The organism is Stenotrophomonas sp. NRRL B-14846 (assembly GCF_050473585.1).
Lineage (GTDB): Bacteria > Pseudomonadota > Gammaproteobacteria > Xanthomonadales > Xanthomonadaceae > Stenotrophomonas.
On the sequence record NZ_JBFLUN010000022.1, the window covers coordinates 3450353 to 3474996 of the forward strand.

The window sequence follows — 24644 nt, forward strand, 5'->3', positions numbered from 1 at the left end:
CTCACTCTTCCAGCTTGCTCAGCAGGTACTTCGGCTCGCCGATGCGCTCGATCAGGTCCAGCTGGGTTTCCAGCCAGTCGATGTGCTCTTCTTCCGAGTCGAGGATCTTCACGAACAGCTGGCGGCTGACGTAGTCGCCAACCGAATCGGAATAGGCCACCGCCTCGCGCAGGGTGACCACGCCATCGCGTTCCAGCGACAGGTCGCACTGCAGGATCTCGGTCGGGTTCTCGCCGATGCGCAGCTTGCCCAGCGCCTGGAAATTCGGCAGGCCTTCAAGGAACAGGATGCGGTCGGCGAGCATGTCGGCATGCTTCATCTCGTCGATCGATTCCTTGTACTCGTGTTCGGCCAGTTCCTTGATGCCCCAGTTCTTCAGCATCTTGGCGTGCAGGAAGTACTGGTTGATCGCGGTCAGCTCGTTGTAGAGGACCTTGTTGAGGAATTCGATGACTTTGGTGTCGCCCTTCATGGGGGTGCTCCTGCACGCTGAAAACGCAGGCACTTTAGCGCCTTGCGTGCAGTCGTGAAGGAACGCGAATCGTGCGCATTGGCCTGCGCGGCCGCACGTGAAGAATGCGAAAGCGCGGCGTCAACGCGCCGCGAAAAGGCGATCAGGCGACCTGGGCCAGGCCCAATACCGGCAGCGGCAGATCATGGGTCGCACGTGCCTTGGCCAGCAGGTCGCCGGCCATGTCCAGGCAGGAACCGCAGGTGGCACCACAACCGGTACGCATGGTTAGTTCGGCCACCGTGCTGACGCCATGGCTGGCGGCTTCGCGGATCTGGTGGTCGGTGACTCCGTTGCAGATGCAGACGTACACAGGCGGGAACCGGGCTGACAGGCCAGAAGTGGCCTGTTGGCTATTCCAATGGAAACGAGAATGGTTGTCAATCAGAGACCTGAACCATTCTCGATACCGTTCAGCCGGTCAGCTGGCCGGGCCGTCGCCCGTGGCCTTCTTCGGCCAGTAGCCCCGGGTCCGCGGGCGCTTGCGCGGGCGGTCGTGCCCGGCCGTGTGGCCCGGCATCCAGGCCTCGGCGGCGCTCTTGGGCATGGCGGTGACGCCCTGCCCGGCCACACCGCGCGCCAGTGGCGCCAGGTGTCGCAGGGCACGCGCATAGACGCCGCGTTTGAACATCACCACGTGCTCTACCGGGTACCAAAAGTCCACCCAGCGCCAGTGGTCGAACTCGGGCGAGTCGGTGTGGTCCAGCTTCACGTAGGATTCGTCGCCGGTCAGGCGCAGCAGGAACCAGACCTGCTTCTGGCCGATGCAGACCTGCCGCTCGTTGCGGCGGATGGCCCGCGCCGGCAGCTTGTAGCGCAGCCAGCCGGGTGTCGCCCCGAGCACTTCCACATGCTCAGGCAGCAGGCCGGTCTCTTCCTGCAGTTCACGATACATGGCCTCGACAGGCGTCTCGTCAGTATTCATGCCACCCTGCGGGAACTGCCAGCCGTCCCGGCGCACGCGTCGTGCCCAGAACACCTGACCATCCTGCCGCATCAGCACGATGCCGACGTTCGGTCGATAGCCGTCCGGATCGATCACGATGCGGACTCCTAAAAAATCTACTGGTCGGGACTATCCCATGCCCTCTGTCGGCCCACAAGCACGACACAAAAGTGTTGACAGGGGCGATACACATCCGCAGAATAGCGGGCTCACCAAGGCTATGTAGCTCAGCCGGTTAGAGCACAGCACTCATAATGCTGGGGTCGGTGGTTCGAGTCCACCCATAGCCACCACACTGAAAATCAAGTTGTTTTTCAGTGTGAAAAGTGAGAAAATAGTTGCACGTTTTGCCCCGTCGCCAAGCGGTAAGGCACCTGACTCTGACTCAGGCATTCGGTGGTTCGAATCCATCCGGGGCAGCCAAATTAAAAGCAAAAGGCCAGATCGAAAGATCTGGCCTTTTGCTTTTAATTTGGTCGCGCATTCCACCTTATCCCCGCGCCTGTCGGCGCACCCCCTTGAACATCAAGGGGGCTCTTCTCCAGAGAGGAGCCGTGGGTCGGATCCTTTTCTGCACGACCCCACCCTGCTGACATGCGACGCCCCGGGTAGTGCCGGCCGCTGGCCGGCAATCCGGAAATGCCCCACCCCGAAACGACAAAAGCCCGGCCGAAGCCGGGCTTTTGCTTTTCCAACCAGCGGGCTCCCGAAGGAGCCCAACCAGGCGCGGTGAATCAGCGCTTGGAGAACTGGGTGGCGCGGCGGGCCTTGTGCAGACCGACCTTCTTACGCTCGACTTCACGGGCGTCACGGGTCATGAAGCCAGCCTTGCGCAGCTCGGACTTCAGGGTTTCGTCGTACTCGACCAGAGCACGGGCGATGCCCAGACGGATCGCACCGGCCTGGCCGGTGGTGCCGCCGCCAGCGGCGGTGACCAGGATGTCGAAGCTTTCGGTGTTCTTGGTCAGCTCGAGCGGCTGGCGCACGATCATGCGCGCGGTCTCACGACCGAAGAACTCGTCCAGCGGACGACCATTGACGGTGATGTTGCCCGAACCCTTGCGCAGGAACACGCGAGCGGTGGAGGACTTGCGGCGGCCAGTGCCGTAGTTTTGAGTGATAGCCATGATTAGATATCCAGAACCTGCGGCTGCTGTGCGGCGTGCGGATGCTCAGTGCCGGCGTAGACCTTGAGCTTGCGGTACATCTGGCGACCCAGCGGGCCCTTCGGCAGCATGCCCTTGACGGCGATCTCGATCACGCGCTCCGGGTGGCGCTCCAGCGCCTGTGCCAGGGACTCGGTCTTCAGGTTGCCGATGTAGCCGGTGAAACGGTGATACATCTTGTCCTGCAGCTTCTTGCCGGTGACGGCAATCTTTTCTGCATTGATGACGACCAGGTAGTCGCCGGTATCAACGTGGGGGGTGTAGACCGGCTTGTGCTTGCCGCGCAGACGGCGGGCCAGCTCGGTGGCGAGACGGCCCAGGGTCTTGCCCTCGGCGTCGACGAGGTACCAGTCGCGCTGGACGGTCTCGTTCTTGGCAGTGAAAGTGCTCATGAAGAACTCTAGGTTAGGTCGGGCTCATTGCGGCGAACGACTCGCCGGAACTCTGCCACGCGTTGTGAAAGGTGAAGCGTAAGAGGCGGGATTGTACGCAGGTCAAGCCCCCGGTGCAAGCTGGCCCTGCCCCGGGTTGGCAGGGGGACGGGGGCGGGCGAGAATCGGCGGGTCTTCCGCCCCACCGCGTACCGCCATGACCGTGCTCCGCCAGATCACCCCGCTGGACCACCTGCTGACCGAGGCGCAGCGCGCCCTGGACACGGTGTTCGGCAACCCACCGGCGGCCCGCCCCTACCCGGCCGCGGACACCGGCGAGCCGGGCATGGACAGCGCCGAGCGCCGCCACGCGGCGGGCCTGATGCGGATCAACCACGTCGGCGAAGTCTGCGCACAGGGCCTGTACTTCGGCCAGGCGGCCGTGGCCCGCGACCCGGCCACCCGTGAACACCTGCTGGAAGCGGCCCAGGAGGAGACCGACCACCTGGCCTGGTGCGCCACCCGGCTGGGTGAACTGGACAGCCGCCCCAGCCTGTTCAACCCGCTGTGGTACGCCGGCAGTTACACCATCGGCACCCTGGCCGGGCTGCGCGGCGACGGCTGGAACCTGGGCTTCGTGGTCGAAACCGAGCGCCAGGTGGAAGCCCACCTGGACGAGCACCTGGTCGACCTGCCGGCCGGCGACCTGCGCAGCCGCGCGGTCATCCAGGTGATGAAGGAAGACGAGGCCCGCCACGCGGAGCACGCCGAGCAGGCCGGCGCACGCCGCCTGCCGTTCCCGATCCCGGGCGCGATGGCGCTGGCCTCCAAGGTCATGAAGGCCATCGCCTACCGGCTGTGACCGCCAGGTAGTGCCGGCCGCTGGCCGGCAACCTCCTGATCTTCGGCAGTGCCTGCGGGGTTGCCGGCCAGCGGCCGGCACTACCGATTAATTGGGCGAGACCAGCTTCAGGCCGATCACGCCGGCCACGATCAGGCCCACGCAGGCCAGGCGGGCCGGCGACGCACTGTCGTTGAACAGGTAGATGCCCAGCACCGCCACGCCCATGGCGCCGATACCGGTCCAGATCGCATAGGCGGTGCCGACCGGGATGCTCTTCATCGCCTGGCTCATCAGGTACAGGCTGATCAGGGCGGACACCACCGTGGCAACGGTGGGCAGGGGTTTGCTGAAGCCTTCGGAGTACTTCATTCCAAGGGCGAAACCGATCTCGAACAGGCCGGCCAGCAGCAGGTAGATCCAGGGCATGGGTGGGGGCTCCTTACCTTTTTTGAAAAAACGAAACGGCCCGGTGTTTTCACACCGGGCCGTGGGTCGGTACATCACCGTGGAACTGTAACGCGTGCGGGGCACTGGTTCCACGGGGCGGGTCGTCCCGCCTGGGCGGCGATGCCTGCGGGCATCGCGCATGGGGCTTACTCGGACAGGTTCCGGCCGTGGAACAGCTCTTCGATCTCGCGCTTGAGCAGCGCTTCGATCTTCATGCGTTCCTTGAACGACAGGTTCTTGGCCTTTTCCTCGAACAGGTACTGGTCCAGGTCGAAGTCCTTCAGGTGCATCTTCGTGTGGAAGATGTTTTCCTGGTAGACGTTGACGTCGAACATCTCGTAGCGCGACTTGATGTTCTTGGCCAGGAAGTTCTGGATCGAGTTGATCTTGTGATCGATATAGTGCTTCTTGCCCTTCACATCGCGGGTGAAACCACGGACACGGTAGTCCATGATCACGATGTCCGATTCCAGGCTCTCGATCAGGTAGTTCAGGGCCTTCAGCGGCGAAATGACGCCACAGGTGGCCACGTCGATGTCCGCGCGGAACGTCGCGATACCTTCCTGCGGATGGGTTTCCGGGTAGGTATGGACGGTGATGTGGCTCTTGTCCATGTGCGCGACCACGGCGTCGGAGATCAGCTCCTTGCCGGCCTGCTTCTTGTCGATCACCGGTTCTTCGGAGATCAGGATGGTCACCGAGGCACCCTGCGGGTCGTAGTCCTGGCGGGCCACGTTCAGGATGTTGGCGCCGATGATCTCGGCGACATCGGTCAAGATTTGAGTCAGCCTGTCGGCGTTGTACTCTTCATCGATGTATTCAATGTAACGCTGACGCTCCTCTTCGGTGCGCGCGTAACACACGTCATAGATGTTGAAGCTCAGCGCCTTGGTGAGGTTGTTGAAACCCTGCAGCCTCAGGCGAGGCAACGGCTTGACCACGGCGGTCGATTCCTGTGTAAGAAGGGAAAGGAGGAATTATGGGGCAAACTGCCCTCGGGGGGAACGTGAAGACGCAAGAGTTCTGGCACACTGTTTGCCCTTAACAATTGCGCTGGTTAAGCTCCGCTATCGACCCCGTGAATCCGTTCATGCGCAGAGGGAGCGCCCCTATCGTGTCAACCGTGCGCCTAGCTAGCAGTCCACTGGCCCTGGATATCGCCACAATCGATCGTTTCCTGGCGCACAGCCACAGGCGGCGATATCCCACCCGTACCGACGTCTTCCGACCCGGTGACCCGGCGGGAACCCTGTATTACGTCATCAGCGGCTCGGTTTCGATCATGGCCGAGGAAGATGACGATCGCGAGCTTGTGCTGGGCTACTTCGGTGCCGGCGAGTTCGTCGGCGAGATGGGCCTGTTCGTCGAATCGGACCGCCGCGAGGTGATCCTGCGGACCCGTACCGCCTGCGAGCTGGCTGAAATCAGCTACGAGCGCCTGCATCAGCTGTTCCTCGGCCCGCTGTCGGCCGATGCCCCGCGCCTGCTGTACGCGCTGGGCCAGCAGATCTCCAAGCGCCTGCTCGACACCAGCCGCAAGGCCAGCCGCCTGGCATTCCTGGACGTTACCGACCGGATCGTGCGCACCCTGCACGACCTGGCGCAGGAACCGGAGGCGATGAGCCATCCGCAGGGCAGCCAGTTGCGCGTCTCTCGCCAGGAGCTGGCACGCCTGGTCGGCTGCTCGCGTGAAATGGCCGGCCGTGTGCTGAAGAAGCTGCAGACCGACGGCCTGCTGCATGCCCGCGGCAAGACCGTGGTGCTGTACGGCACCCGTTGACCGTTGAGCACCCGGTGGGTGCGGACCTTGGTCCGCACTCCTTCGCGCGCTAGGCTCGGTACATGGAACTGAGCAGCGCATTCTGGTGGTTCATCCTCATCGGCCTCGGCGCCCAGCTGGTCGACGGCGCGCTGGGCATGGCGTTCGGCCTGGTGTCGTCGTCGGTGATGCTGGCCATGGGCATTCCGCCCGCGCAGGCCAGCGCCGCCATCCACACCGCCGAGGTGTTCACCACCGGCGCCTCCGGCGTGTCGCATCTGGTCGCCGGCAATGTCGATAAGCGCTTGTTCCTGCGCCTGGCGCTGCCCGGCGCTGTGGGCGGCGCCGTAGGTGCCTACGGCCTGACCCAGCTGCCCGGCGAGGTGATCCGCCCGCTCATCTATCTCTACCTGCTGGTGCTGGCCATCATCATCCTGGCACGTGCCGCCGGGCGCCTGATGCCCAAGGGCGAGGTCAAGCGGGTGCCCGTGCTGGGCTTCGTGGCCGGCTTCCTGGATGCCAGCGGCGGGGGCGGCTGGGGGCCGGTGGCCACCTCCACCCTGCTCGCCCGCGGCGGCCAGGCGCGCACCACCATCGGCACGGTGAACGCGGCCGAGTTCGTGGTCACCCTGACGGTTTCAGCAACGTTCCTGCTGTCGATGGGGCTGCATCACCTGCAGATCGTGGCCGGCCTGCTGATCGGCGGCATGATGGCCGCACCGGTGGCCGCCCTGCTGGTGAAGCGCCTGAAGGAGCGTTGGGTACTGGTGGCCGTCGGCGTGCTGGTACTGGGCATCAGCCTGTTCCAGATCGGCCACGCACTGACCGGGTATCTGGCGCGCTGAGCGTTTGCGGGGCATGGCCCTTCGCTACGCTCGGTAGTGCCGGCCGCTGGCCGGCAATCCCACATGCCCTTCCGCAGATCATGAAGTTGCCGGCCAGCGGCCGGCACTACCGGGTCGCAGCCGGGCACTCCGTCATCCCATGCCCGGCGGATTCCGCGCGTTACGCCTTGTCGCCGCCGCGGTCCACGCAGCCCCAGTTGAGGATGCGGGTGCCGGCCGGCAGCACGCGGCGGAAGAAGTCCACGCGCCCCGGCTTCGGGTTAACCACCACCGGCGCCTTGGCGGCCAGCAGCAGCGGCAGGTCGGCAGTACTGTCGGAATACGCGATATCGATATCGCCGTAGCCGCGCTCGCGCAGCATGCGCATCTTCTCTTCGTTGTGGCAGTGCCGGGTCGGGCCGACGCCGCCCAGCCGCGGGCCGACCTCGGTGCCGATCACCGGCACGTCCTGGTGGGCGACGAAAGCCAGGATCGCGCGCGCCAGCTCCGGCGGCGCACCCGTGGCAACCACCACGCGGTCGCCCTTGGCGCGGTGCGCGGCGAACACTTCCAGCGCCTGCGGCAGCAGCTTGGCGCGCATCTGCGCCTGGTTGCGCAGCACGTAGGCGTCGATCACCTTGTTGAAGTCACGCGCACGGTGCAGGCCGAAGCTGCCGATCCACACATAGACCGAGATGCCCGCGCGACGGGTCGGCAGCATCGCCACCATCGGCCCGGCAATCGGCGTGACCAGCAGCGCCGCCAGCATCCGCAGCGGGTTGCGCTTGATCAGCGAGGCGAACAGGTGGGTGCCTGAATCGCCGTCGTAGAGGGTGTGGTCGAAGTCGAAGACCACCAGCTGCGCATCCTCGCGCGGCGTTGGATAGTGCGTTGTCATGCCGCGAAGAATAGCTGACGCAGGCCCTCGCCCGGCTCTTCCACGCGCATGAAGGCCTCGCCCACCAGGAACGCATGGATGCCGGCGTCACGCATCAGCGCCACGTCCTGCGGGCCGAGGATGCCGCTCTCGGTGACCAGCAGGCGGTCACGCGGCACGGCGTTCTGCATGTCCAACGTGGTCTGCAGCGACACCTCGAACGTGCGCAGGTTGCGGTTGTTGATGCCGATCATCGGCGCCGGCACCTGCAGCGCGCGCTCCAGTTCATCGATGTCGTGCACTTCCACCAGCACGTCCATGCCCAGCGACAGCGCCAGTTCGGACAGCGTGGCCAGCTGGGTGTCGTCCAGCGCAGCGACGATCAGCAGGATGCAGTCGGCGCCCAGCACGCGTGCCTCGTACACCTGGTAGGCGTCGATGACGAAGTCCTTGCGCAGCACCGGCAGCGTGCACGCCTCGCGCGCCTGCTGCAGGTAGGCGTCGGCGCCCTGGAAGAAGTCCACGTCGGTCAGCACCGACAGGCAGCTGGCGCCACCGAACTCGTAGCTGACCGCGATGTCGGCCGGGCGGAAGTCGGGGCGGATGACGCCCTTGGACGGGCTGGCCTTCTTCACCTCGGCGATCACCGCCGGGTCGCCGTTGGCTACCGCCGCCTGCAAGGCGCGCACGAAGCCACGTACCGGCGGGGCACTGGCCAGGGCGGCCTGCAGCTCCTCGAGCGGGCGCTGGGCGCGGCGCTGGGCTACTTCTTCGGCCTTGCGGGCCAGGATCGTCTGCAGGATGTCGCTCATCGTCTTCGGTTCAGTGCGGGGGCGGTGAGGACGGCCATTATCGGCCATCAAGGGGGTCAGGCTGAACCGCGCGCTCAGGCAACCAGCGCGCGGGTGGTCTCCACATACTGCTGCAGGCGCTGGCGGGCGCTGCCGTTGGCGATGGCGGCACGGGCGCGGGCCAGGCCGTCGCCGATGTCGCTGGCCACGCCGGCCACGTACAGCGCGGCACCGGCGTTCAGGGCCACAATGTCCAGCGCCGGGCCGGGCTCGTTGTCCAGCACCGCGCGCAGCATCGCGATGGACTGCTCCGGGCTGTCCACGCGCAGGTTGCGGCTGGCCGACATGGCGATGCCGAAGTCCTCCGGGTGGATCTCGTACTCGCGCACCTTGCCGTCGCGCAGCTCGCCGACCAGCGTGCCGGCACCCAGCGAGATCTCGTCCATGTTGTCGCGGCCCCAGACCACCATGGCGCGCTCGGTGCCCAGTTCGCGCAGCACGCGCGCCTGGATGCCCACCAGATCGGGATGGAACACGCCCATCAGCACCGACGGCGCGCTGGCCGGGTTGGTCAGCGGGCCGAGGATGTTGAAGATGGTGCGCACGCCCATCTCGCGGCGTACAGGCGCGACCACCTTCATCGACGGATGATGGATCGGCGCGAACATGAAGCCGATGCCAGTCTGTTCGATCGCCGCGGCCACCTGTGCCGGCTGCAGCTCGATGGCCGCGCCCAGTGCTTCCACCGCATCGGCACTGCCGGACTTGGACGACACGCTGCGGTTGCCATGCTTGGCCACGCGCGCACCGGCTGCGGCGGCGACGAACATCGCGCAGGTGGAGATGTTGAAGGTGTGCGAGCCATCGCCACCGGTGCCGACGATGTCGACCAGGTGGGTGCTGTCGGCCACCGGCACCGCCAGCGCGAATTCGCGCATGACCGTGGCCGCCGCAGCGATCTCGTCGATGGTTTCCTTCTTCACGCGCAGGCCGGTGAGGATGGCGGCGGTCATCATCGGCGATACATCGCCGCGCATGATCTGCCGCATCAGGTCGACCATTTCGTCGAAGAAGATTTCGCGGTGCTCGATGGTGCGTTGCAGGGCTTCCTGGGGGGAGAAGCTCATGGGAATGCTCCTTGGATCAGGCCGCCGGGCGCTGCAGGAAATTGCGCAGCAGGGCGTGGCCGTGTTCGGTGAGGATGGATTCGGGATGGAACTGCACGCCTTCCACCGGGAACTGGCGGTGGCGCAGGCCCATGATCTCTTCGATCGAGCCGTCGTCGTTCTCGGTCCAGGCGGTCACTTCCAGCACATCGGGCAGGCTGTTCTTGTCCACCACCAGCGAGTGGTAGCGGGTGGCCTGGTAACGGTCCGGCAGGCCCGCGAACACGCCCTTGCCTTCATGGCGGATGGGCGAGGTCTTGCCGTGCATGATGTTGCCGGCACGGATCACGGTGCCGCCGTAGACCTGGCCGATGCCCTGGTGGCCCAGACAGACGCCGAGGATCGGCGTGGTCGGGCCCAGGCGCTGGATCAGCTCCAGCGACACGCCCGCTTCGTTGGGCGTGCACGGGCCGGGCGAAATGACGATGCGCTCGGGCTTCTGCGCGGCGATCTCGTCCACGCTCATCGCATCGTTGCGCACCACCTTCACCTCGGCGCCCAGCGTCTGCAGGTACTGCACGAGGTTGTAGGTGAAGCTGTCGTAGTTGTCGATCATCCACAACATGGTCAGGTTCCGTCGCTTATCAGGAAAATGGCGTATACGTTTTCGGTGTAGGTGATGGGGCCGGCTTCGATGGACTCCGGTGCACCGGGCGCAGGTGCCGAGGCCGGTGCATAGCTGCCGGTCACCGAGATCCTGTCCAGATACTCACCATCCTCGCCCGGCTGCGGCCATTGCCCGGCCTGGATGCCGTAGGCGAAGTCCGGCGCCACGTCGGAGATGCTGTACAGGCCACGCACTTTCGTTCCATAGGCCTTGGCCAGCCCCTGCGCGGACTCGCGGGTCTTGGCCGCGGCCTCGCCCTTGAGTTCACGTCGCAGCGCCACTTCACCCGAGTAGATCGGGGCCACGCTGCTGACCTGCACGTTCTCGTTGGCCTTCAGCGCGCCCAGCACGTCCTGCATCGCCTTCACGCTGGCGAAGCTGGCACGCAACTGGCGCGACACGCGGGTGCCGATGAAGACCTGCCGGTTCTGCTCATAGCGCGTCGCCGGGCCGATCCGCAGGTTGTCCGCACGCACGCTGCCCTCCACCGCCTTGTTCTGCTTGAACAGCGCCAGCGCGCGGGCAACGTTGTCCTGCACGCGGCGCCGCGCCGCATCTGCGTCCATGTCGGTCTCTTCGATGTTCAACTGCAGGCCGAACCGGTCAGGCATCACCTCGCGGCGCGCCTCGCCCTTCACCAGCAGATGCGGCTGCGAGGGAATGGTGTTGGCCTGCGCCCACGCAGACGGGGCCATCGTGGCCAGCAGTGACGACCACAGCAATGCGCTCAGCAGCTTCATGCGGTACTCCTTGTCTTGAATGGGAACAGCGGAGGGTGCCGCGGCGCAGGCCACGGCACGGGGAACTTCACAGGCCCTTGGCGGCCTGGGCGACGGCGCGGAACAGCGCGCGGCCCTTGTTCATCGTCTCGTCCCATTCCTTGTCCGGGTCCGAGTCGTAGACGATGCCGGCGCCGGCCTGCACGTACAGGCGGCCGTCCTTGATCACCGCAGTGCGGATCGCGATCGCGGTATCGGCATCGCCGTGCCAGCCGATGTAGCCGATGCTGCCGGCGTAGACATTGCGCTTGATCGGTTCCAGCTCGCGGATCACTTCCAGCGCGCGGATCTTCGGCGCGCCGCTGACGGTGCCGGCCGGGAACGTGGCACGCAGCACATCGGCATAGCTCAGGCCGGGCTGCAGCTGCCCGGTCACTTCGCTGACGATGTGCATGACGTGGCTGTAGCGTTCGATCACGAACTGCTCGCCCACTTCCACGGTGCCGGCCTTCGATACGCGACCGGCGTCGTTGCGGCCGAGGTCGATCAGCATCAGATGCTCGGCGCGCTCCTTCGGATCGGCCAGCAGCTCGGCTTCCAGCGCCAGGTCCTGCTCGACGGTGGCACCGCGCGGACGCGTGCCGGCGATCGGGCGCACGGTGACTTCGCCATCCTGCAGGCGCACCAGGATTTCCGGCGAGGAACCGACCACCTGCAGGTCGCCGACATCGAGGAAATACATGTACGGCGAGGGATTCAATGCGCGCAGCGCGCGGTACACATCCACCGGGCGCGCCTTGAACGGCACGCTCAGGCGCTGGCTGAGCACCACCTGGAAGATGTCGCCGGCACGGATGTATTCCTTGCTGCGCTGGACCGCATCGACGAAGCCTTCGCGGGTGAACCCGGAGACGAAATCGGACTCGTCCAGCACGTCGCTGTTGAGCGGTGCCGGATAGCCGGCCCCCGGTGCGCGCAGCTTGGCGGTCAACGCATCCAGGCGTGCCTGGGCCTGCTGGAACGCCCCCTCGACACGCGGGTCGGCATGCACGATCAGGTACAGCCGGCCCTTGAGATTGTCGAACACCGCCAGTTCGTTGGAGTCCAGCAGCAGGATGTCCGGCGTGCCCAGTTCATCGCGGCCGGCCGGCGGTGCCAGGCGCGGTTCGATGTAGCCGATGCACTCGAAACCGAACCAGCCGACCAGGCCACCGGTGAAGCCCGGCAGGCCTTCCAGCTTGGGCACCGAGTGGGCGCTGCGCAGCGCCTCGACTTCGGCGAACGGGTCGGCCACCTCGCGGGTGTCCACCACCTGGCCGTCTTCGCGCACGGTCAGCGTGTGGCCATGGAAGGCATACACGCGGCGCGCCGGCAGGCCGATGATCGAGTAACGACCAAAGCGCTCGCCGCCTTCGACGGATTCAAACAGGTAGGTATTGGGGCCGTCGGCGAGCTTCAGATAGACCGAAAGCGGCGTGTCCAGGTCGGACAGCACTTCACGGACGACGGGAATATGGGTGTGGCCTTCAGCGGCCTGCAGCTGAAACTGAGCGTGCGAGTTCAAGACGACTTTCCTTCCGGGACACAGCGTTATGGGGGCGGACGACGGCAACGGGCCACCATCGCCACCAACGGCGTGCGGAAGAAAGGGTATGCGGGGTCGTCAGGCTGGACACCCCTTGACTGTATCGCAGCCGGGGCGGGAGGGGAACCCCGCCAAACTGAACCACGGCACGTCCGGGGCGGCCGCAGAGACCGGCGCTACACCGGGGCGTTCGCAGCGGAGACCCCACCCAGCAGCGGACAGCTGGCCGGCAGATGCATCCGCACCCTGCCCGGCACGCACGCGATGCGGAACTGGCGGGCCTGTACCGGTTCGCCGTCCAGGTTGAGCGTCAACGGGCGCTCGGATTCCACCTGCAGCCACGGCAACCGCGCGCGCGTGGCCAGCTGTTCGAGCGCCGCCTGGGTGCCGGACTTCAGCATCTGGCCGAGGGTAGCGGTGACCTCACCTTCCAGCTCCGGGAGCACGGTTACATCCAGCAGCCCATCGTCGATCAGTGCCTGCGGGCACAGCTGCTGGCCACCGCCGGCCTGCCGGCCATTGCCGATGCCGAGCGCGATGAAGTCGCCTTCCCATGCGAAATCCGGACCCGACAGGCGTGCATGGATCGGCTCGATCCGCCCCAGCTTGGCGATGCCGGTAATCACGTAGGCCAGCCCGCCCAGCATCTTCTTCAGGCCGGCATCGGTCTCCACCGTCACCTGCGTGCCGAAGCCACCGCTGGCGAGATTGGCGCACCACCAGGGCGTGCCATCAGCGTCCACGCGCAGCAGATCGATGGCATGCGGCGTGGCCTGTCCGATCAACGCAAAGGCCGCCTTCGGCTCGGTCGGAATACCCGCAGCCGTGGCGAAATCGTTGGCGGTCCCCATCGGGATCAGCGCCAGCGAGGGCAGCGCATCCGCCGCTTCCTCACGATGCGCCAGGGTTTCGGCCACCGCGCTGAGCGTGCCGTCACCACCGGCGGCAACGATCACGTCCACGCCGTGATCGATGGCCTCAGCGACGTAGCGCTCGGCGTCACCGTCCTCCCAGGTCACCCGCACCTCCAGCTGCACGCCCTGCCCGCGCCAATGGCCGACAGCCTCGCGCAGTTCCTCGTTGCCTGCGGATTTGCCATTGAGGATCAGGCGCCAGCGCGGTGCGGTCATGCGGAGCTTCCAGGAGGGGGCGGCACAGGCTAGCAATGCGCTGTTTGTCCGCAGTGAATGTCACGCAGGTGTCATTCAGCTGCTGGAGAATGGAAGGCCATAGCAGGGACGACGGATGGAGGCAGGATCAGCCTCCCACGCATGCAGCGAGGCCACGCCAGTGATTGGCGTGGCTTTTTTTTGCGGTGTGCTGGGAGTGCGCCTCAACCGTTGGCGAACTCGTGCAGCGCCTGGCCCTGCAACCGGTACACGGTCCACTCGTCCTGCGGCGTGGCGCCAGCGGCGGTGTAGAACTCGATGGCCGGGGTATTCCAGTCCAGCACCGACCATTCGAAACGACCGCAACCTTCGGCCACGGCCTGGCGTGCGATGTACTTCAGCAGCGCCTTTCCAGCGCCCACACCACGCTTTTCCTGGCTGACATACAGGTCTTCCAGGTAGATACCCTTGCGGCCCAGCCAGGTCGAGTAGTTGTAGAAATACACGGCATAACCAATGGCCTCGCCGTCGGCTTCGCAGATCAGCGCGCGCGCCGTGGCATCGGCACCGAACAGGCTTTCGGCGATGCCGATCTCGTCGGTCTGCACCGAATGCTCGGCCTTCTCGTAGATGGCCAGCTCGCGGATGAAATGCAGGATCAGGCCCGCATCGGCGACGGTGGCCGGGCGGATATTCAACAGAGCCATGGGCAAGAAAGGGGACGGAGGGGACCAAGCGAGCTTAATCCCCTCCGCCCCCTTTTTGTCAGCGTGCCGCGGCGACGTTGGCGCGCATCTGCGCGATCACATCCTGGTAGCTGGTCTTGGCGTTGAAGATGGCCGAACCGGCGACGAAGGTGTCGGCGCCGGCAGCGGCGATCTCGCCGATGTTGTCGGCCTTCACGCCGCCGTCGATCTCCAGGCGGATGTCCTTGCCGCTGGCATCGATCATCTTGCGCACCACCTTCAGCTTGTCCAGCGCCGAGGGAATGAAGGCCTGGCCGCCGAAGCCCGGGTTGACCGACATCAGCAGCACCAGGTCCAGGTCATCCAGCACCCAGTCGAGGATGTCCACCGGGGTGGCCGGATTGAGCACGATGCCCGGCTTGCAGCCCAGCGAGCGGATCAGCTGGATGGTGCGGTGCACGTGGCGGCTCGCTTCCGGGTGGAAGCTGATGTAGGTGGCACCGGCTTCGGCGAAGTCCGGGATGATGCGGTCCACCGGCTCGACCATCAGGTGCACGTCGATCGGCGCGGTGACGCCGTGCTTGCGCAGCGCCTGGCAGACCATCGGGCCGATGGTCAGGTTCGGCACGTAGTGGTTGTCCATCACGTCGAAGTGGACCCAGTCCGCGCCGGCGGCGAGGACGTTGTCGACTTCCTCGCCGAGGCGGGCGAAGTTGGCGGACAGGATGGACGGGGCGATGAGGCAGTTGGACATGGCCGGGGCCTTCGGAACGGGGAAAAGGTTCTCCCGCCCGCAGGCGGGACTCTGGAATCAGCGCTTGCGCAGGGTCTTGATGCGGTCGTAGGCGGCATTGATCCGCCGCGACTTCTGCTCGGCCTGCTGCTGAAGCTCGGGGGCGGCGCCGCCAAGCTTGTCGGGGTGGTACTGCGAGATCAGCCTGCGGTAGGCGCGCTCGACCTCGGCATCGGTGGCCTCGGAGGTCAGCCCCAGCTCCCGGTACGGGTTCTCCTTGTTCAGGCGGAACCAGTCCGAATCGAAGGCGTGGCCGATCAACAGGCCGACCACCGCGCCGAACAGCGGATTGGGCCGGAACAGCAGGGCGCCGGCAATGAATCCGAGCAGTTTTCCGTACCAGCGCATGGCGCTCCGGGGTCGACCGACGAAATGGACGCTCATTTTACGTCACAGCGGGCCCGGACCGCTTTACACTAGGCCGCCCGCTGGTCAGCGGGCCCGCCGGGTCCGTTGGGCAGCAGCCGTATCGACAACGCCCTAGGAGTGCCCGTGCCAACCACGCTGTTGCAATCCGATCTCCCCGGCCTGCCCTTGCGCCATCGCGGCAAGGTGCGTGATGTGTTCGATATCCCGCGCGAGCGGCTGCCAGCCGGAACCCCGCCGGGCGAGTACCTGCTGATGGTGGCCACCGATCGCCTGTCGGCGTTCGACGTGGTCCTGCCCGACCCGATCCCGGGCAAGGGCGAGATGCTCTGCCAGGTCTCCAACTTCTGGTTCGCCAAGACCGCGCACCTGATGCCCAACCACCTGACCGGCATCGACGTGGCCAGCGTGCTGCCCGAAGGCGTGGACCCGGCCCTGTACGCCAAGCGCGCGGTGGTCACCCGCAAGCTGAAGCCGGTGCCGGTGGAAGCGATCGCCCGCGGCTACCTGATCGGCAGCGGCTGGAAGGACTACCAGCGCACCGGCAAGGTCAGCGGCATCGACCTGCCCGATGGCCTGCGCCAGGCCGAGCAGCTGCCGGAGCCGATCTTCACCCCCTCGACCAAGGCCGCCGTCGGCGACCATGACGAGAACATCGATTTCGATGCGATGGTGAAGCAGGTCGGTGCCGAGCTGGCCGAGCGCGTGCGCGACGCCACCCTGCGCATCTACAAGTTCGCCGCCGATTACGCCCGCGAGCGCGGCATCATCCTGGCCGATACCAAGTTCGAATTCGGTACCGATGCCGATGGCCGCCTGTACATCATGGACGAGATGCTGACGCCGGATTCCTCGCGTTACTGGCCGGCCGACGAGTACGAAGTGGGCACCAGCCCACCGAGCTACGACAAGCAGTTCGTGCGTGATTACCTGGAGACGCTGGACTGGGGCAAGACCGCCCCGGGCCCGAGCATCCCGGCCGAGATCATCGAGCGCACCCGCGCCAAGTACGCCGAGGCGCTGCAGCGCCTGGCCGGGATCAGCGTCGACTGATCCCCTGCGCCCCCCAGCCGGAAAGGCGGGGGGCGTTCTGAATGCGGTAGTGCCGGCCGCTGGCCGGCAACCTCGCGGTTGCCTGCAGCCAGGCATGGCCTGGCTCTACTACAGGTTGCCTGGGGGTAGTGCCGGCCGCTGGCCGGCAACCTCGCGAACCTGCAGCCAGGCATGGCCTGGCTCTACTGACGGCTCCGGCGGGAGTATGCTGGCCGCATGCAGACATCCACCGAGCTTGCGCGGCCGATCGACCGCTATTTCGCCAGCTACTCCGACGACCACCGCAATGTGATCAACCAGCGCATCCACGTGGTGGCGGTCCCGGCGATCCTGTGGTCGGTGGTGGCTCTGCTGTGGTGCCTGCCGCCGCTGATCACCTGGTTCCAGTACGGCATCTGGTCGGCATTCGCGATGTTCAGCGCCTGGTGCTTCTACAACAAACTGTCGCGCCCGCTGGGCATCGGCATGCTCATCCAGTTCTTCGTGTTCGGCTGCCTGTGCCGGCTGCTGGAGGCCGAGATCGGCATCCAAGCCCTGCGCTGGCTGGCAGTGGGCGTGTTCGTGGTGGCCTGGATCGCGCAGTTCATCGGCCACAAGTTCGAGGGCCGCAAGCCCAGCTTCCTGACCGACCTGACCTATCTGCTGATCGGACCGGCCTGGGTGATGGCCAAGTTCTACCGCAAGCTCGACTGGCGCTACTGACCTGGCGGCGGCCGACAGCGGCCGTCGTTTCCTGAACGGGCGGATTCCGTCACCCGTAGTCCACGGGAGCCCTGCCAGCCTGCGCCGGTGATCCGCTCCCCATCGCCCGCCCGTCGACGGCAGCCCCTGTGCGACAGGGCCTGCGGTCTCCCTGCGTGGGCGTAGGGTGTCCCCCGAGGGCAACCAGGGAAGTGATGCAGGAACGCAATGTTGCGCCGCAGAAAAAATGAATCAGCGAACGTTACATGCAATTGATCGCTGTTCGATGGGTTTCGGCGACATTTCGCAGCCTGTTATCCTCCCTGACCTGCTCGTGAATCATGGATTCCCTGCATGCTCCCCAGCCTGCCCCTGCTGCTGGCCCTGCCGTTCCTGATGGCAGCGGCTGTTGCGGCCTTCCCCCGTAGTTCGCGCTCGACTGCTGCCTGGCTGGCGGCGCTGGCGCCGTTGGGCGGGCTCGCCATCCTCGGCTGGCTGACCCCGTCGGTACTCGATGGCCAGGTGGTCCGCACCCTGGTGCCCTGGCTGCCGCAGATCGGCCTGGACTTCACCCTGCGCCTGGACGGACTGGCCTGGATGTTCGCCGGGCTGGTGCTCGGCATCGGCGCGCTGGTGGTGCTGTATGCGCGCTACTACCTGAGCCAGCAGGACAACGCGCACCGCTTCTACTGCTACCTGCTGCTGTTCATGGGCGCCATGCTGGGCATGGTGCTGTCGGGCAACCTGCTGTTGCTGATGATCTTCTGGGAAATGACCAGCATCAGCTCGTTCCTGCTGATCGGCTTCTGGTCGCACCGCCAGGACGCCCGCGAAGGCGCGCGCATGGCGCTGGTGATCACCGGTGGCGGCGGCCTGGCCCTGCTCGGTGGCGTGCTGCTGATCGGCCGCATCGTCGGCAGCTTCGACCTGGACGTGGTGCTGGCCGCCGGCGAGCAGATCCGCGCCAGCGCGCTGTACCCCTACGCGCTGTTCCTGGTGCTGGCCGGCATCTTCACCAAGAGCGCGCAGTTCCCGTTCCACTTCTGGCTGCCGCACGCGATGGCGGCGCCGACCCCGGTCTCGGCCTACCTGCACTCGGCCACCATGGTGAAGGCCGGCGTGTTCCTGCTGGCGCGCCTGCATCCGGCACTGGCGGGCAGCGACCTGTTCTTCTACACGGTCAGCGGCATCGGCGCGCTGACCCTGCTGATCGGTGCCTGGAACGCGATCTTCCAGCACGACCTGAAAGGCCTGCTGGCGTACTCGACCATTTCCCATCTGGGCCTGATCACCCTGCTGTTCGGCCTGTCCACGCCGATGGCAGTCGTGGCCGGCGTGTTCCACATCCTCAACCACGCCACCTTCAAGGCCTCGCTGTTCATGGCCGCCGGCATCATCGACCACGAGACCGGCACCCGTGACATGCGCAAGCTGGGGGGCCTGCGCAGGCTGATGCCGTTCACCAGCGCGCTGGCGATCATCGCCTCGCTGGCGATGGCCGGCATCCCGTTGCTCAACGGTTTCCTGTCCAAGGAAATGCTGTTCGCCGAAGCGCTGACCGCCGGCGGCGGCCCGGGCGCGATGCGCACGGCCGTATCGATCGCGGCGCTGCTGGCCGGTGTGTTCGGCGTGGCCTACAGCCTGCGCTTCGTGCACGACACCTTCTTCGGCCCCGGCCCGCACGACCTCGACCGCGTGCCGCATGAGCCGCCGCGCTGGATGAAGGTGCCGGTGGAACTGCTGGTGGTGATCTGCATTGCGGTGGGCGTGGCCCCGGCGCTGACCGTGGCGCCGGTACTGCATGCCGCCGCGGCCTCGATCCTCGGCAATGCCATGCCCGAGTACAGCCTGGCGGTGTGGCACGGCTTCAACCTGCCGCTGGCGATGAGCGCGATCGGCGTGGTGGGCGGCGTGGCGCTGTACTTCGGCCTGCGCAAGCTGATCAACCTGCACGGCGTGGAAACCCGCACTACCGGCCGCAACGTGTTCCATGCGCAGCTGGATGCGATCTCCGCGCTGGCCATGCGCCTGACCAATGGCATCGCCAACGGCAGCCTGCAGCGCATGCTGCTGGGCCTGGTGCTGGTGGCGATCGTGGTCGCCGCCGCGCCGTTCGTGGCCAACCCGGCGTCGCCGAACTGGACCGCGCCGCAGCCGATTCCGCTGCTGGGCTGGGCACTGTGGCTGGTGATGATGGCCTGCGCGGTCGCCACGCTGCGCGTCTACAAGCAGCGCCTGCTGGCGGTGCTGCTGGTCGGTGGCGTCGGCCTGATGGTGGCGCTGACCTTCGTGTTCCTGTCCGCGCCGGACCTGGCGCTGACCCAGCTGCTGGTGGAGATGGTGACCCTGGTGCTGATGCTGCTGGGCATGAACTACCTGCCTGCGCAGTCCGGGCCGGAGCGGCCGCGCTGGCGCAAGCGCCGTGACGCAGTGATCGCGATCATCGCCGGTGCCGGCCTTGGCGCGCTGGCCTATTCCGCGATGACCCTGCCGCCGAACACGATGGCCGGCGAGCTGCTGGGCCGGGCGCTGCCCGAGGCCTACGGCCAGAACGTGGTCAACGTGATCCTGGTCGACTTCCGCGGCTTCGATACCTTCGGCGAGATCACCGTGTTCGGCATTGCCGCGCTGGTGGTACACGCACTGCTGCGGCGCACGCGGATGGCACCGGAGCAGATCATGCCCGGCCCGCCGATCAAGCTGCCGGTGCCGGCCGACCTGGCGCAGATCATGTTCCCGCTGACCCTGACCGTGTCGATCTTCCTGTTCCTGCGCGGCCACAACGCGCCGGGCGGTGGCTTCATCGCCGGCCTGGTGCTGGCGGTGCCGCTGCTGATCCAGTACGTGATCCAGGGCACCGCGTCGGTGGAATCGCGCTTCGGCTTCGACTACATCCGCTGCATCGGCATGGGCCTGCTGATCGCCATCCTCAGCGGCAGCGCCTCGATGCTGTTCGGCGTGCCGTTCCTGACCAGCGGCCACCTCGACCTGTACCTGCCGCTGATCGGCGACGTGCCGCTGGCCAGCGCGATCGGCTTCGATATCGGCGTGTATCTGGTGGTGTTCGGTGGCGCGATGCTGATGCTGTCGATGATGGCCACCGTGAAACCCTCTCGTACCCGCACCGCACGCAAGGGCGAGATCGACCTGCAACGCCGCTCGGCACGTACCGGGGAGATGCACTGATGGAACTGGCCCTGGCCTCCGCGATCGGCGTGCTGACCGCCATCGGCATCTACCTGCTGCTGCGTGCGCGCAGCTTCGATGTGATCCTCGGCATGACCTTCCTGTCCTATGCGACCAACCTGCTGATCTTCGCCGGTGGCCGCGTGGTGCTGGGCAAGGCACCCGTGCTGCAGGAGGGCGTGGACAGCCACCTGGGCAACTACACCGATCCGCTGCCGCAGGCGCTGGTGCTGACCGCGATCGTGATCGCCTTCGCGATGACCGCCGTGAGCATCGTGCTGGCCATGCGCAGCCGCAGCGACAACCACAGCGACCACGTGGACGCCCACGAGCCGGATGACGACCTGCAGGATGAGGGTGTGCCGCCGCGCCAGGGCGAGGACCGCGCATGAACCACCTGGTGATCCTGCCGATCCTGATTCCGCTGCTGGGTGCTGCGCTGTCGCTGTTCGTCGAACACCGCCGCTATGGCCCCAGGGTGCAGCGCGCGGTGGCCTGGACCTCGCTGTCGGCGCTGGCGCTGGCGGTGAGCCTGCTGTTCGCCACCACCGCCAGCGGTGACATCAGCGTCTACCTGCTGGGCGACTGGCCGTCGCGGCTGGGCATCGCGCTGGTGGCCGACCGGCTGTCGGCATGGATGCTGCTGACCACCCTGCTGCTGGCCATTCCCTGCCTGCTGCATGCCTGCTCTGGCTGGGACCGCCGCGCGCCGCACTTCCATGCACTGTTCCAGTTCCAGCTGGTCGGCCTCAACGGTGCGTTCCTGACCGGCGACATCTTCAACCTGTTCGTGTTCTTCGAGGTGATGCTGATCGCCTCCTACGGCCTGCTGCTCAGTGGTGGCCGCGGCCTGCGCATGCGCATCGGCCTGCATTACGTGGTGTTCAACGTCACCGCCTCGACGTTGTTCCTGATCGCGCTGGGCCTGCTGTACGCCTCGCTGGGTTCGCTGAACATGGCCGAGCTGTCGCAGCGCATCGCCGAAGTGCCGCCGGCGCAGCTGACCCTGGTGAAGGCGACGATGGGCCTGTTGCTGCTGGTGTTCTGCGCCAAGGCCGCACTGATGCCGCTGTACCTGTGGCTGCCGGAGGCCTATTCGCGTGCACCGGCGGCCGTGGCCGCGCTGTTCGCGATCATGACCAAGGTCGGCCTGTATTCGGTGCTGCGCATCCAGATGCTGTGGTTCGGCGACGACGCCGGCGCGATGGCCGGCTACGGCCGCGACTGGCTGCTGTGGGCCGGCGTGGCGACGCTGGTGCTGGGTGGCCTCGGCGCTCTGGCCGCGACCCGCCTGCGCGTGCTGATCTCGTACCTGGTGATCGTGTCGGCGGCCACGCTGTTCATCGCCTTCTCGGTGGGTACGCCCAAGGTGCTCTCGGCCGGCCTGTACTACCTGCCGCACAGCAGCTTCGTCGCCGCCGCGCTGTTCCTGATTGCCGACCTGATCCGCCGCCGCCGCGGTGGCGCCAGCGACCGCAAGGAAGTGGTGGCACCGATGCCGGGCAAGGAAACCCCGGCGGTGCTGTTCCTGATCGGCGCGGTGTCGGTGGCTGGCCTGCCGCCGCTGTCCGGCTTCCTGGCCAAGGCCGCGCTGCTGGCCGGCATGCCGGCGCAGTACACCGGGCCGGTGTGGACCGCGGTGCTGGTCAGCAGCCTGCTGGTGATCATGGGCCTGACACGCGGCGGCATCCGCCTGTTCTGGCGCGTTCCGCCGGTCGAGGCCGATGCACCGAAGCCGCGCAAGGCACGCCTGCGCCGGGTCGAGCTGTACGCCGCCTGCGTCCTGCTGGCCTACGGTATCGGCATGACCCTCGCCGCCGCGCCGCTGATGCGCTACACCGACGCCACCGCTGCACAGCTGCTGCAACCCAGCGAGTACGTGCAGCAGCTGCGCGCGACCGCACCGGAGATCCGCCAGCCATGACCGCCCAGCGCTCCCTGTTCCGTCGCCTGATTCCCTCGCCGATGCTCAGCATCATGGTGGTGGCGTTCTGGCTGCTGATGTCCGACAGCTTCACCCTCGGCCAGATCGTGCTGGGCCTGCTGCTGGGCGTGGTAGTGCCGCTGTTCGCCGCACGCCTCGACCGCGAGTTCGCCCGCATCGGCACCCTGCGCCCGTTGCCGAAACTGCTGTGCGTGACCCTGTGGGACATCCTGATGTCCAACATCCGCGTGGCGATCCAGGTACTGGGCCCTGAGAAGAACATCCACCCGGGTTTCATCTGGCTGCCGCTGGACATCGCCAACATCCACGGCATCGCCGCGCTGACCAGCATGATCACCCTGACCCCGGGCACGGTCTCGGCCGCGCTCAGCGACGACCGGAAGTTCCTGCTGGTGCACGTGCTGCACCTGGAGGACCCACAGGACCTGATCGATACGATCAAGCGCCGCTACGAGGCGCCGTTGATGGAGATCTTCCCATGACTGGATTCCAGATCATCCAGACCACGCTGGTGGTGTGCATGCACGTGGTCGGCCTGGCCATGCTGCTGGCCACCTGGCGCCTGCTGCGCGGGCCGACCGTGCCCGACCGCATCCTCGCACTGGACACCCTGTCGGTGACCGCCATCGCCGAGCTGATGCTGTTCGGCATGTACCTCAACTCCGCGATCTACTTCGAAGCCGCACTGGTCATCGCCATGCTCGGCTTCGGCAGCACCGTGGTGCTGAGCAAATTCGTGCTGCGCCGGGATATCGTCGAATGATCACCGCGATCCAGATCGGCCTGTCGATCCTGCTGCTGTTCGGCTGCTTCTTCATCCTGGTCGGCGCACTGGGGCTGGTGAAGCTGTCCACCTTCTTCAAGCGCCTGCATGCACCGACCAAGGCCAGCACGCTGGGCGTGGGCTGCGTGCTGGTGTGTTCGGTGTGCTACCACATCTTCCTCGGCCAGGACCCGCAGCCGCGCGAGCTGCTGATCACCGTGTTCCTGTTCATCACCGCGCCGATCAGCGCCCACATGATGGCCAAGGCCGCGCTGTCGCTGCTGATGGAAACCCGCCCCAGCCTGCCGGGCAACGAACCGGCCGCCGAAGAGCAGCTGCCGCCGCCGGAACCGGTGCGGGAAGAAGAGCACGCGCAGAACCGGTAGGGCCGGCCGCTGGCCGGCAGGGTGACGCCCGGTGGGTGCCGACCGTTGGTCGGCACGAAATCGACCGCATCCACGCATGGCATGGATCTACAACGCCGGTGCGCCCACCAGCAGCAGTTCCAGCACGAACCAGCCGACGAAGGCGACCAGCAGGATTCCGCCTTCGCTGCGGCTGATCTTCAGGTCGCCACGCAGCATCGGGTACAGCACCAGCGCGAACGCCAGCAGCGCCGGCAGTTCCAGGCGCACGAACGAGGCCGGCAACGCCAACGGCTGCAGCATCGCCATCGCACCGATCACCAGCAGCAGGTTGACTACGCTTGAGCCCAGCACGTGGCCCAGCACCATGTCGCCGTGACCGCGACGCGCGGCGGCGATGGCGGTGGCGACCTCCGGCAATGCGGTGCCGATTGCCACCGGCAGCAGGCCGACCAGCAGCGGCGTCCAGCCCAACGCGGCACCGAAGTCCGCTGCCGCACCCACCACCAGGCGCGCGCCCCAGTACAGCGTCAGCGCCGCAATCAGCACCCGCAGCACGTTCAACGGCAGGCTGGTGCGGCTCAGCGCGGATTCGGCGATGGCCGCCTGCACCACGGCGCTCTCGCTGCGGCCACGACGCAGCAGCAGTACCTGCACGACGATGAAGCCTGCCACCAGCACGCCGCCTTCCCAGCGCGCCAGGCGACCATCCAGCCCGAACAGGATCAGCACGCCGCCGGCTGCCAGCAGCGACCACCACAGCACCGTCTGCAGGCGCGCGCGCAGCAGCAGCGGCGCGGCAATCGCCGCCAGCGCCAGGGTCAAGCCCAGGTTGACGATGCTGCTGCCGACGGCATTGCCCAGCGCCAGCTCGGGTTGGCCGACCGCCAACGCGCGCGCGTTGACCGCCAGTTCCGGCAACGAGGTGGTCACCCCGAGCAGCAGCAGCCCGGCAGTGAACGGGCTGGCCCCGAAGCGCTGGGCCAGGCCGGACACGGCCTTGACGATGGAGTCCCCGCCCAGCGCCAGCAACAGCAGGCCGAGCAGGAACCAGGCAATGGCAATGGCGATCATCGAGCACTCC

29 protein-coding genes and 2 tRNA genes are annotated in these 24644 nt (G+C 66.6%); 13 read left to right on the forward strand and 18 right to left on the reverse strand.

Annotated elements, in window-relative coordinates; all coding sequences use genetic code 11:
• Position 1 precedes the first annotated feature (1 nt).
• The 3 genes from bfr to AB1281_RS18090 form a co-directional block, all read right to left on the reverse strand.
• The gene (gene bfr, locus AB1281_RS18080) at positions 2-472 is read right to left on the reverse strand and encodes a bacterioferritin (RefSeq protein ID WP_005419804.1); all 471 of its coding nucleotides are present in this window, start codon (positions 470-472) and stop codon (positions 2-4) included.
• 142 nt (positions 473-614) lie between these two features.
• Entirely contained in the window at positions 615-824 is a 210-nt protein-coding gene (locus tag AB1281_RS18085) for a (2Fe-2S)-binding protein (protein ID WP_005411309.1), read from the reverse strand.
• A 108-nt stretch (positions 825-932) separates the two neighbouring features.
• Complete coding sequence (locus AB1281_RS18090; RefSeq protein ID WP_430346584.1) at positions 933-1553, reverse strand: RNA pyrophosphohydrolase; 621 nt, start codon at positions 1551-1553, stop codon at positions 933-935.
• Between the two features lie 120 nt (positions 1554-1673).
• Between AB1281_RS18090 and AB1281_RS18095 the strand changes: the two genes are divergently transcribed.
• A tRNA-Met gene (locus tag AB1281_RS18095) sits at positions 1674-1750 on the forward strand.
• Between the two features lie 55 nt (positions 1751-1805).
• Positions 1806-1880, forward strand: a tRNA-Gln gene (locus tag AB1281_RS18100).
• Positions 1881-2191: 311 nt separating this feature from the next.
• On the opposite strand, the gene rpsI is transcribed toward AB1281_RS18100, so the two are convergent.
• Positions 2192-2584: a 30S ribosomal protein S9 gene (gene rpsI / locus AB1281_RS18105; RefSeq protein WP_005411311.1), complete on the reverse strand. Its 393-nt coding sequence runs from the start codon at positions 2582-2584 to the stop codon at positions 2192-2194.
• Positions 2585-2586: 2 nt separating this feature from the next.
• Entirely contained in the window at positions 2587-3015 is a 429-nt protein-coding gene (rplM, locus tag AB1281_RS18110; RefSeq protein ID WP_005414692.1) for a 50S ribosomal protein L13, read from the reverse strand.
• Positions 3016-3211: 196 nt separating this feature from the next.
• On the opposite strand from rplM, the gene coq7 reads away from it, so the two are divergent.
• Entirely contained in the window at positions 3212-3856 is a 645-nt protein-coding gene (gene coq7 / locus AB1281_RS18115; RefSeq protein ID WP_430346585.1) for a 2-polyprenyl-3-methyl-6-methoxy-1,4-benzoquinone monooxygenase, read from the forward strand.
• An 87-nt stretch (positions 3857-3943) separates the two neighbouring features.
• Here the strand turns inward: coq7 and AB1281_RS18120 are convergent, their stop codons facing one another.
• Together AB1281_RS18120 and speD are read right to left on the reverse strand one after the other, a co-directional pair.
• Complete coding sequence (locus tag AB1281_RS18120; protein WP_005419816.1) at positions 3944-4264, reverse strand: DMT family transporter; 321 nt, start codon at positions 4262-4264, stop codon at positions 3944-3946.
• Positions 4265-4431: 167 nt separating this feature from the next.
• The gene (gene speD, locus AB1281_RS18125) at positions 4432-5226 is read right to left on the reverse strand and encodes an adenosylmethionine decarboxylase (RefSeq protein WP_006473908.1); all 795 of its coding nucleotides are present in this window, start codon (positions 5224-5226) and stop codon (positions 4432-4434) included.
• Positions 5227-5375: 149 nt separating this feature from the next.
• Between speD and crp the strand changes: the two genes are divergently transcribed.
• Both crp and AB1281_RS18135 read left to right on the forward strand, forming a co-directional pair.
• Positions 5376-6065, forward strand: coding sequence for a cAMP-activated global transcriptional regulator CRP (crp, locus tag AB1281_RS18130; RefSeq protein WP_010482649.1), 690 nt, complete (start codon positions 5376-5378; stop codon positions 6063-6065).
• Positions 6066-6127: 62 nt separating this feature from the next.
• Complete coding sequence (locus tag AB1281_RS18135) at positions 6128-6889, forward strand: sulfite exporter TauE/SafE family protein (protein ID WP_014038735.1); 762 nt, start codon at positions 6128-6130, stop codon at positions 6887-6889.
• A 160-nt stretch (positions 6890-7049) separates the two neighbouring features.
• On the opposite strand, the gene AB1281_RS18140 is transcribed toward AB1281_RS18135, so the two are convergent.
• From AB1281_RS18140 to AB1281_RS18185, 10 genes are all read right to left on the reverse strand, one after another.
• Positions 7050-7766 (reverse strand): haloacid dehalogenase-like hydrolase, encoded by a 717-nt coding sequence (locus AB1281_RS18140; protein ID WP_430346586.1) that lies wholly within the window; start codon positions 7764-7766, stop codon positions 7050-7052.
• Positions 7763-8557, reverse strand: coding sequence for an indole-3-glycerol phosphate synthase TrpC (trpC, locus tag AB1281_RS18145; protein ID WP_014038737.1), 795 nt, complete (start codon positions 8555-8557; stop codon positions 7763-7765). The genes AB1281_RS18140 and trpC overlap by 4 nt, the downstream gene beginning before the upstream one ends.
• A 74-nt stretch (positions 8558-8631) precedes the next feature.
• Positions 8632-9663 (reverse strand): anthranilate phosphoribosyltransferase, encoded by a 1032-nt coding sequence (trpD, locus tag AB1281_RS18150; protein ID WP_014038738.1) that lies wholly within the window; start codon positions 9661-9663, stop codon positions 8632-8634.
• A 16-nt stretch (positions 9664-9679) separates the two neighbouring features.
• Positions 9680-10267: an anthranilate synthase component II gene (locus tag AB1281_RS18155; RefSeq protein WP_014038739.1), complete on the reverse strand. Its 588-nt coding sequence runs from the start codon at positions 10265-10267 to the stop codon at positions 9680-9682.
• Positions 10268-10269: 2 nt separating this feature from the next.
• Positions 10270-11049 (reverse strand): SIMPL domain-containing protein, encoded by a 780-nt coding sequence (locus tag AB1281_RS18160; RefSeq protein ID WP_101766199.1) that lies wholly within the window; start codon positions 11047-11049, stop codon positions 10270-10272.
• Between the two features lie 67 nt (positions 11050-11116).
• A complete protein-coding gene (trpE, locus tag AB1281_RS18165; RefSeq protein WP_430346587.1) occupies positions 11117-12592 on the reverse strand; it encodes an anthranilate synthase component I in 1476 nt (491 codons plus the stop codon).
• Positions 12593-12789: 197 nt separating this feature from the next.
• The gene (yegS, locus tag AB1281_RS18170) at positions 12790-13743 is read right to left on the reverse strand and encodes a lipid kinase YegS (protein ID WP_430346588.1); all 954 of its coding nucleotides are present in this window, start codon (positions 13741-13743) and stop codon (positions 12790-12792) included.
• A 203-nt stretch (positions 13744-13946) separates the two neighbouring features.
• Complete coding sequence (locus AB1281_RS18175; protein ID WP_430346589.1) at positions 13947-14429, reverse strand: N-acetyltransferase family protein; 483 nt, start codon at positions 14427-14429, stop codon at positions 13947-13949.
• Positions 14430-14487: 58 nt separating this feature from the next.
• The gene (gene rpe / locus AB1281_RS18180) at positions 14488-15162 is read right to left on the reverse strand and encodes a ribulose-phosphate 3-epimerase (RefSeq protein WP_014038744.1); all 675 of its coding nucleotides are present in this window, start codon (positions 15160-15162) and stop codon (positions 14488-14490) included.
• A 57-nt stretch (positions 15163-15219) separates the two neighbouring features.
• Positions 15220-15549, reverse strand: a complete 330-nt coding sequence (locus AB1281_RS18185; RefSeq protein ID WP_014038745.1) for a J domain-containing protein — start codon at positions 15547-15549, stop codon at positions 15220-15222.
• Between the two features lie 144 nt (positions 15550-15693).
• Here AB1281_RS18185 and AB1281_RS18190 point away from each other — a divergent pair, with 144 nt between their 5' ends.
• The 8 genes from AB1281_RS18190 (at position 15694) to AB1281_RS18225 (ending at position 23581) form a co-directional block, all read left to right on the forward strand.
• A complete protein-coding gene (locus AB1281_RS18190; RefSeq protein WP_014648673.1) occupies positions 15694-16620 on the forward strand; it encodes a phosphoribosylaminoimidazolesuccinocarboxamide synthase in 927 nt (308 codons plus the stop codon).
• Positions 16621-16836: 216 nt separating this feature from the next.
• Positions 16837-17322, forward strand: a complete 486-nt coding sequence (locus AB1281_RS18195; protein WP_014038747.1) for a DUF962 domain-containing protein — start codon at positions 16837-16839, stop codon at positions 17320-17322.
• 333 nt (positions 17323-17655) lie between these two features.
• Positions 17656-20487 (forward strand): monovalent cation/H+ antiporter subunit A, encoded by a 2832-nt coding sequence (locus AB1281_RS18200; protein ID WP_430346590.1) that lies wholly within the window; start codon positions 17656-17658, stop codon positions 20485-20487.
• On the forward strand, positions 20487-20879 hold the full coding sequence (locus tag AB1281_RS18205; RefSeq protein ID WP_430346591.1) for a Na+/H+ antiporter subunit C: 393 nt from the start codon (positions 20487-20489) through the stop codon (positions 20877-20879). The genes AB1281_RS18200 and AB1281_RS18205 overlap by 1 nt, the downstream gene beginning before the upstream one ends.
• Positions 20876-22411, forward strand: coding sequence for a monovalent cation/H+ antiporter subunit D (locus AB1281_RS18210; protein ID WP_430346592.1), 1536 nt, complete (start codon positions 20876-20878; stop codon positions 22409-22411). Before AB1281_RS18205 ends, AB1281_RS18210 begins: the two co-directional genes overlap by 4 nt.
• Positions 22408-22914 carry a Na+/H+ antiporter subunit E gene (locus AB1281_RS18215; protein WP_014038751.1) on the forward strand — a complete coding sequence of 169 codons (507 nt, stop codon included), beginning with the start codon at positions 22408-22410 and terminating at the stop codon, positions 22912-22914. Before AB1281_RS18210 ends, AB1281_RS18215 begins: the two co-directional genes overlap by 4 nt.
• Positions 22911-23195, forward strand: a complete 285-nt coding sequence (locus AB1281_RS18220) for a K+/H+ antiporter subunit F (protein ID WP_006399171.1) — start codon at positions 22911-22913, stop codon at positions 23193-23195. Before AB1281_RS18215 ends, AB1281_RS18220 begins: the two co-directional genes overlap by 4 nt.
• Positions 23192-23581: a Na+/H+ antiporter subunit G gene (locus tag AB1281_RS18225; protein WP_049443927.1), complete on the forward strand. Its 390-nt coding sequence runs from the start codon at positions 23192-23194 to the stop codon at positions 23579-23581. The genes AB1281_RS18220 and AB1281_RS18225 overlap by 4 nt, the downstream gene beginning before the upstream one ends.
• A gap of 87 nt (positions 23582-23668) precedes the next feature.
• On the opposite strand, the gene AB1281_RS18230 is transcribed toward AB1281_RS18225, so the two are convergent.
• Complete coding sequence (locus tag AB1281_RS18230) at positions 23669-24634, reverse strand: sodium:calcium antiporter (protein ID WP_430346593.1); 966 nt, start codon at positions 24632-24634, stop codon at positions 23669-23671.
• Positions 24635-24644 lie beyond the last annotated feature (10 nt).

Excerpts from the sequence above, each read along its gene's own strand:
- AB1281_RS18140 (WP_430346586.1), bottom strand. The coding sequence starts at position 7,766 with ATGACAACGCACTATCCAACGCCGCGCGAGGATGCGCAGCTGGTGGTC.
- AB1281_RS18200 (WP_430346590.1), top strand. The coding sequence starts at position 17,656 with ATGCTCCCCAGCCTGCCCCTGCTGCTGGCCCTGCCGTTCCTGATGGCA.
- trpD (WP_014038738.1), bottom strand. The coding sequence starts at position 9,663 with ATGAGCTTCTCCCCCCAGGAAGCCCTGCAACGCACCATCGAGCACCGC.
- coq7 (WP_430346585.1), top strand. The coding sequence starts at position 3,212 with ATGACCGTGCTCCGCCAGATCACCCCGCTGGACCACCTGCTGACCGAG.
- AB1281_RS18210 (WP_430346592.1), top strand. The coding sequence starts at position 20,876 with ATGAACCACCTGGTGATCCTGCCGATCCTGATTCCGCTGCTGGGTGCT.
- AB1281_RS18155 (WP_014038739.1), bottom strand. The coding sequence starts at position 10,267 with ATGTTGTGGATGATCGACAACTACGACAGCTTCACCTACAACCTCGTG.
- AB1281_RS18205 (WP_430346591.1), top strand. The coding sequence starts at position 20,487 with ATGGAACTGGCCCTGGCCTCCGCGATCGGCGTGCTGACCGCCATCGGC.
- rpsI (WP_005411311.1), bottom strand. The coding sequence starts at position 2,584 with ATGGCTATCACTCAAAACTACGGCACTGGCCGCCGCAAGTCCTCCACC.
- AB1281_RS18135 (WP_014038735.1), top strand. The coding sequence starts at position 6,128 with ATGGAACTGAGCAGCGCATTCTGGTGGTTCATCCTCATCGGCCTCGGC.
- rplM (WP_005414692.1), bottom strand. The coding sequence starts at position 3,015 with ATGAGCACTTTCACTGCCAAGAACGAGACCGTCCAGCGCGACTGGTAC.
- rpe (WP_014038744.1), bottom strand. The coding sequence starts at position 15,162 with ATGTCCAACTGCCTCATCGCCCCGTCCATCCTGTCCGCCAACTTCGCC.
- AB1281_RS18230 (WP_430346593.1), bottom strand. The coding sequence starts at position 24,634 with ATGATCGCCATTGCCATTGCCTGGTTCCTGCTCGGCCTGCTGTTGCTG.
- AB1281_RS18120 (WP_005419816.1), bottom strand. The coding sequence starts at position 4,264 with ATGCCCTGGATCTACCTGCTGCTGGCCGGCCTGTTCGAGATCGGTTTC.
- AB1281_RS18185 (WP_014038745.1), bottom strand. The coding sequence starts at position 15,549 with ATGCGCTGGTACGGAAAACTGCTCGGATTCATTGCCGGCGCCCTGCTG.
- AB1281_RS18225 (WP_049443927.1), top strand. The coding sequence starts at position 23,192 with ATGATCACCGCGATCCAGATCGGCCTGTCGATCCTGCTGCTGTTCGGC.
- AB1281_RS18160 (WP_101766199.1), bottom strand. The coding sequence starts at position 11,049 with ATGAAGCTGCTGAGCGCATTGCTGTGGTCGTCACTGCTGGCCACGATG.
- AB1281_RS18220 (WP_006399171.1), top strand. The coding sequence starts at position 22,911 with ATGACTGGATTCCAGATCATCCAGACCACGCTGGTGGTGTGCATGCAC.
- yegS (WP_430346588.1), bottom strand. The coding sequence starts at position 13,743 with ATGACCGCACCGCGCTGGCGCCTGATCCTCAATGGCAAATCCGCAGGC.
- AB1281_RS18215 (WP_014038751.1), top strand. The coding sequence starts at position 22,408 with ATGACCGCCCAGCGCTCCCTGTTCCGTCGCCTGATTCCCTCGCCGATG.
- crp (WP_010482649.1), top strand. The coding sequence starts at position 5,376 with ATGCGCAGAGGGAGCGCCCCTATCGTGTCAACCGTGCGCCTAGCTAGC.
- AB1281_RS18195 (WP_014038747.1), top strand. The coding sequence starts at position 16,837 with ATGCAGACATCCACCGAGCTTGCGCGGCCGATCGACCGCTATTTCGCC.
- AB1281_RS18175 (WP_430346589.1), bottom strand. The coding sequence starts at position 14,429 with ATGGCTCTGTTGAATATCCGCCCGGCCACCGTCGCCGATGCGGGCCTG.
- bfr (WP_005419804.1), bottom strand. The coding sequence starts at position 472 with ATGAAGGGCGACACCAAAGTCATCGAATTCCTCAACAAGGTCCTCTAC.
- trpC (WP_014038737.1), bottom strand. The coding sequence starts at position 8,557 with ATGAGCGACATCCTGCAGACGATCCTGGCCCGCAAGGCCGAAGAAGTA.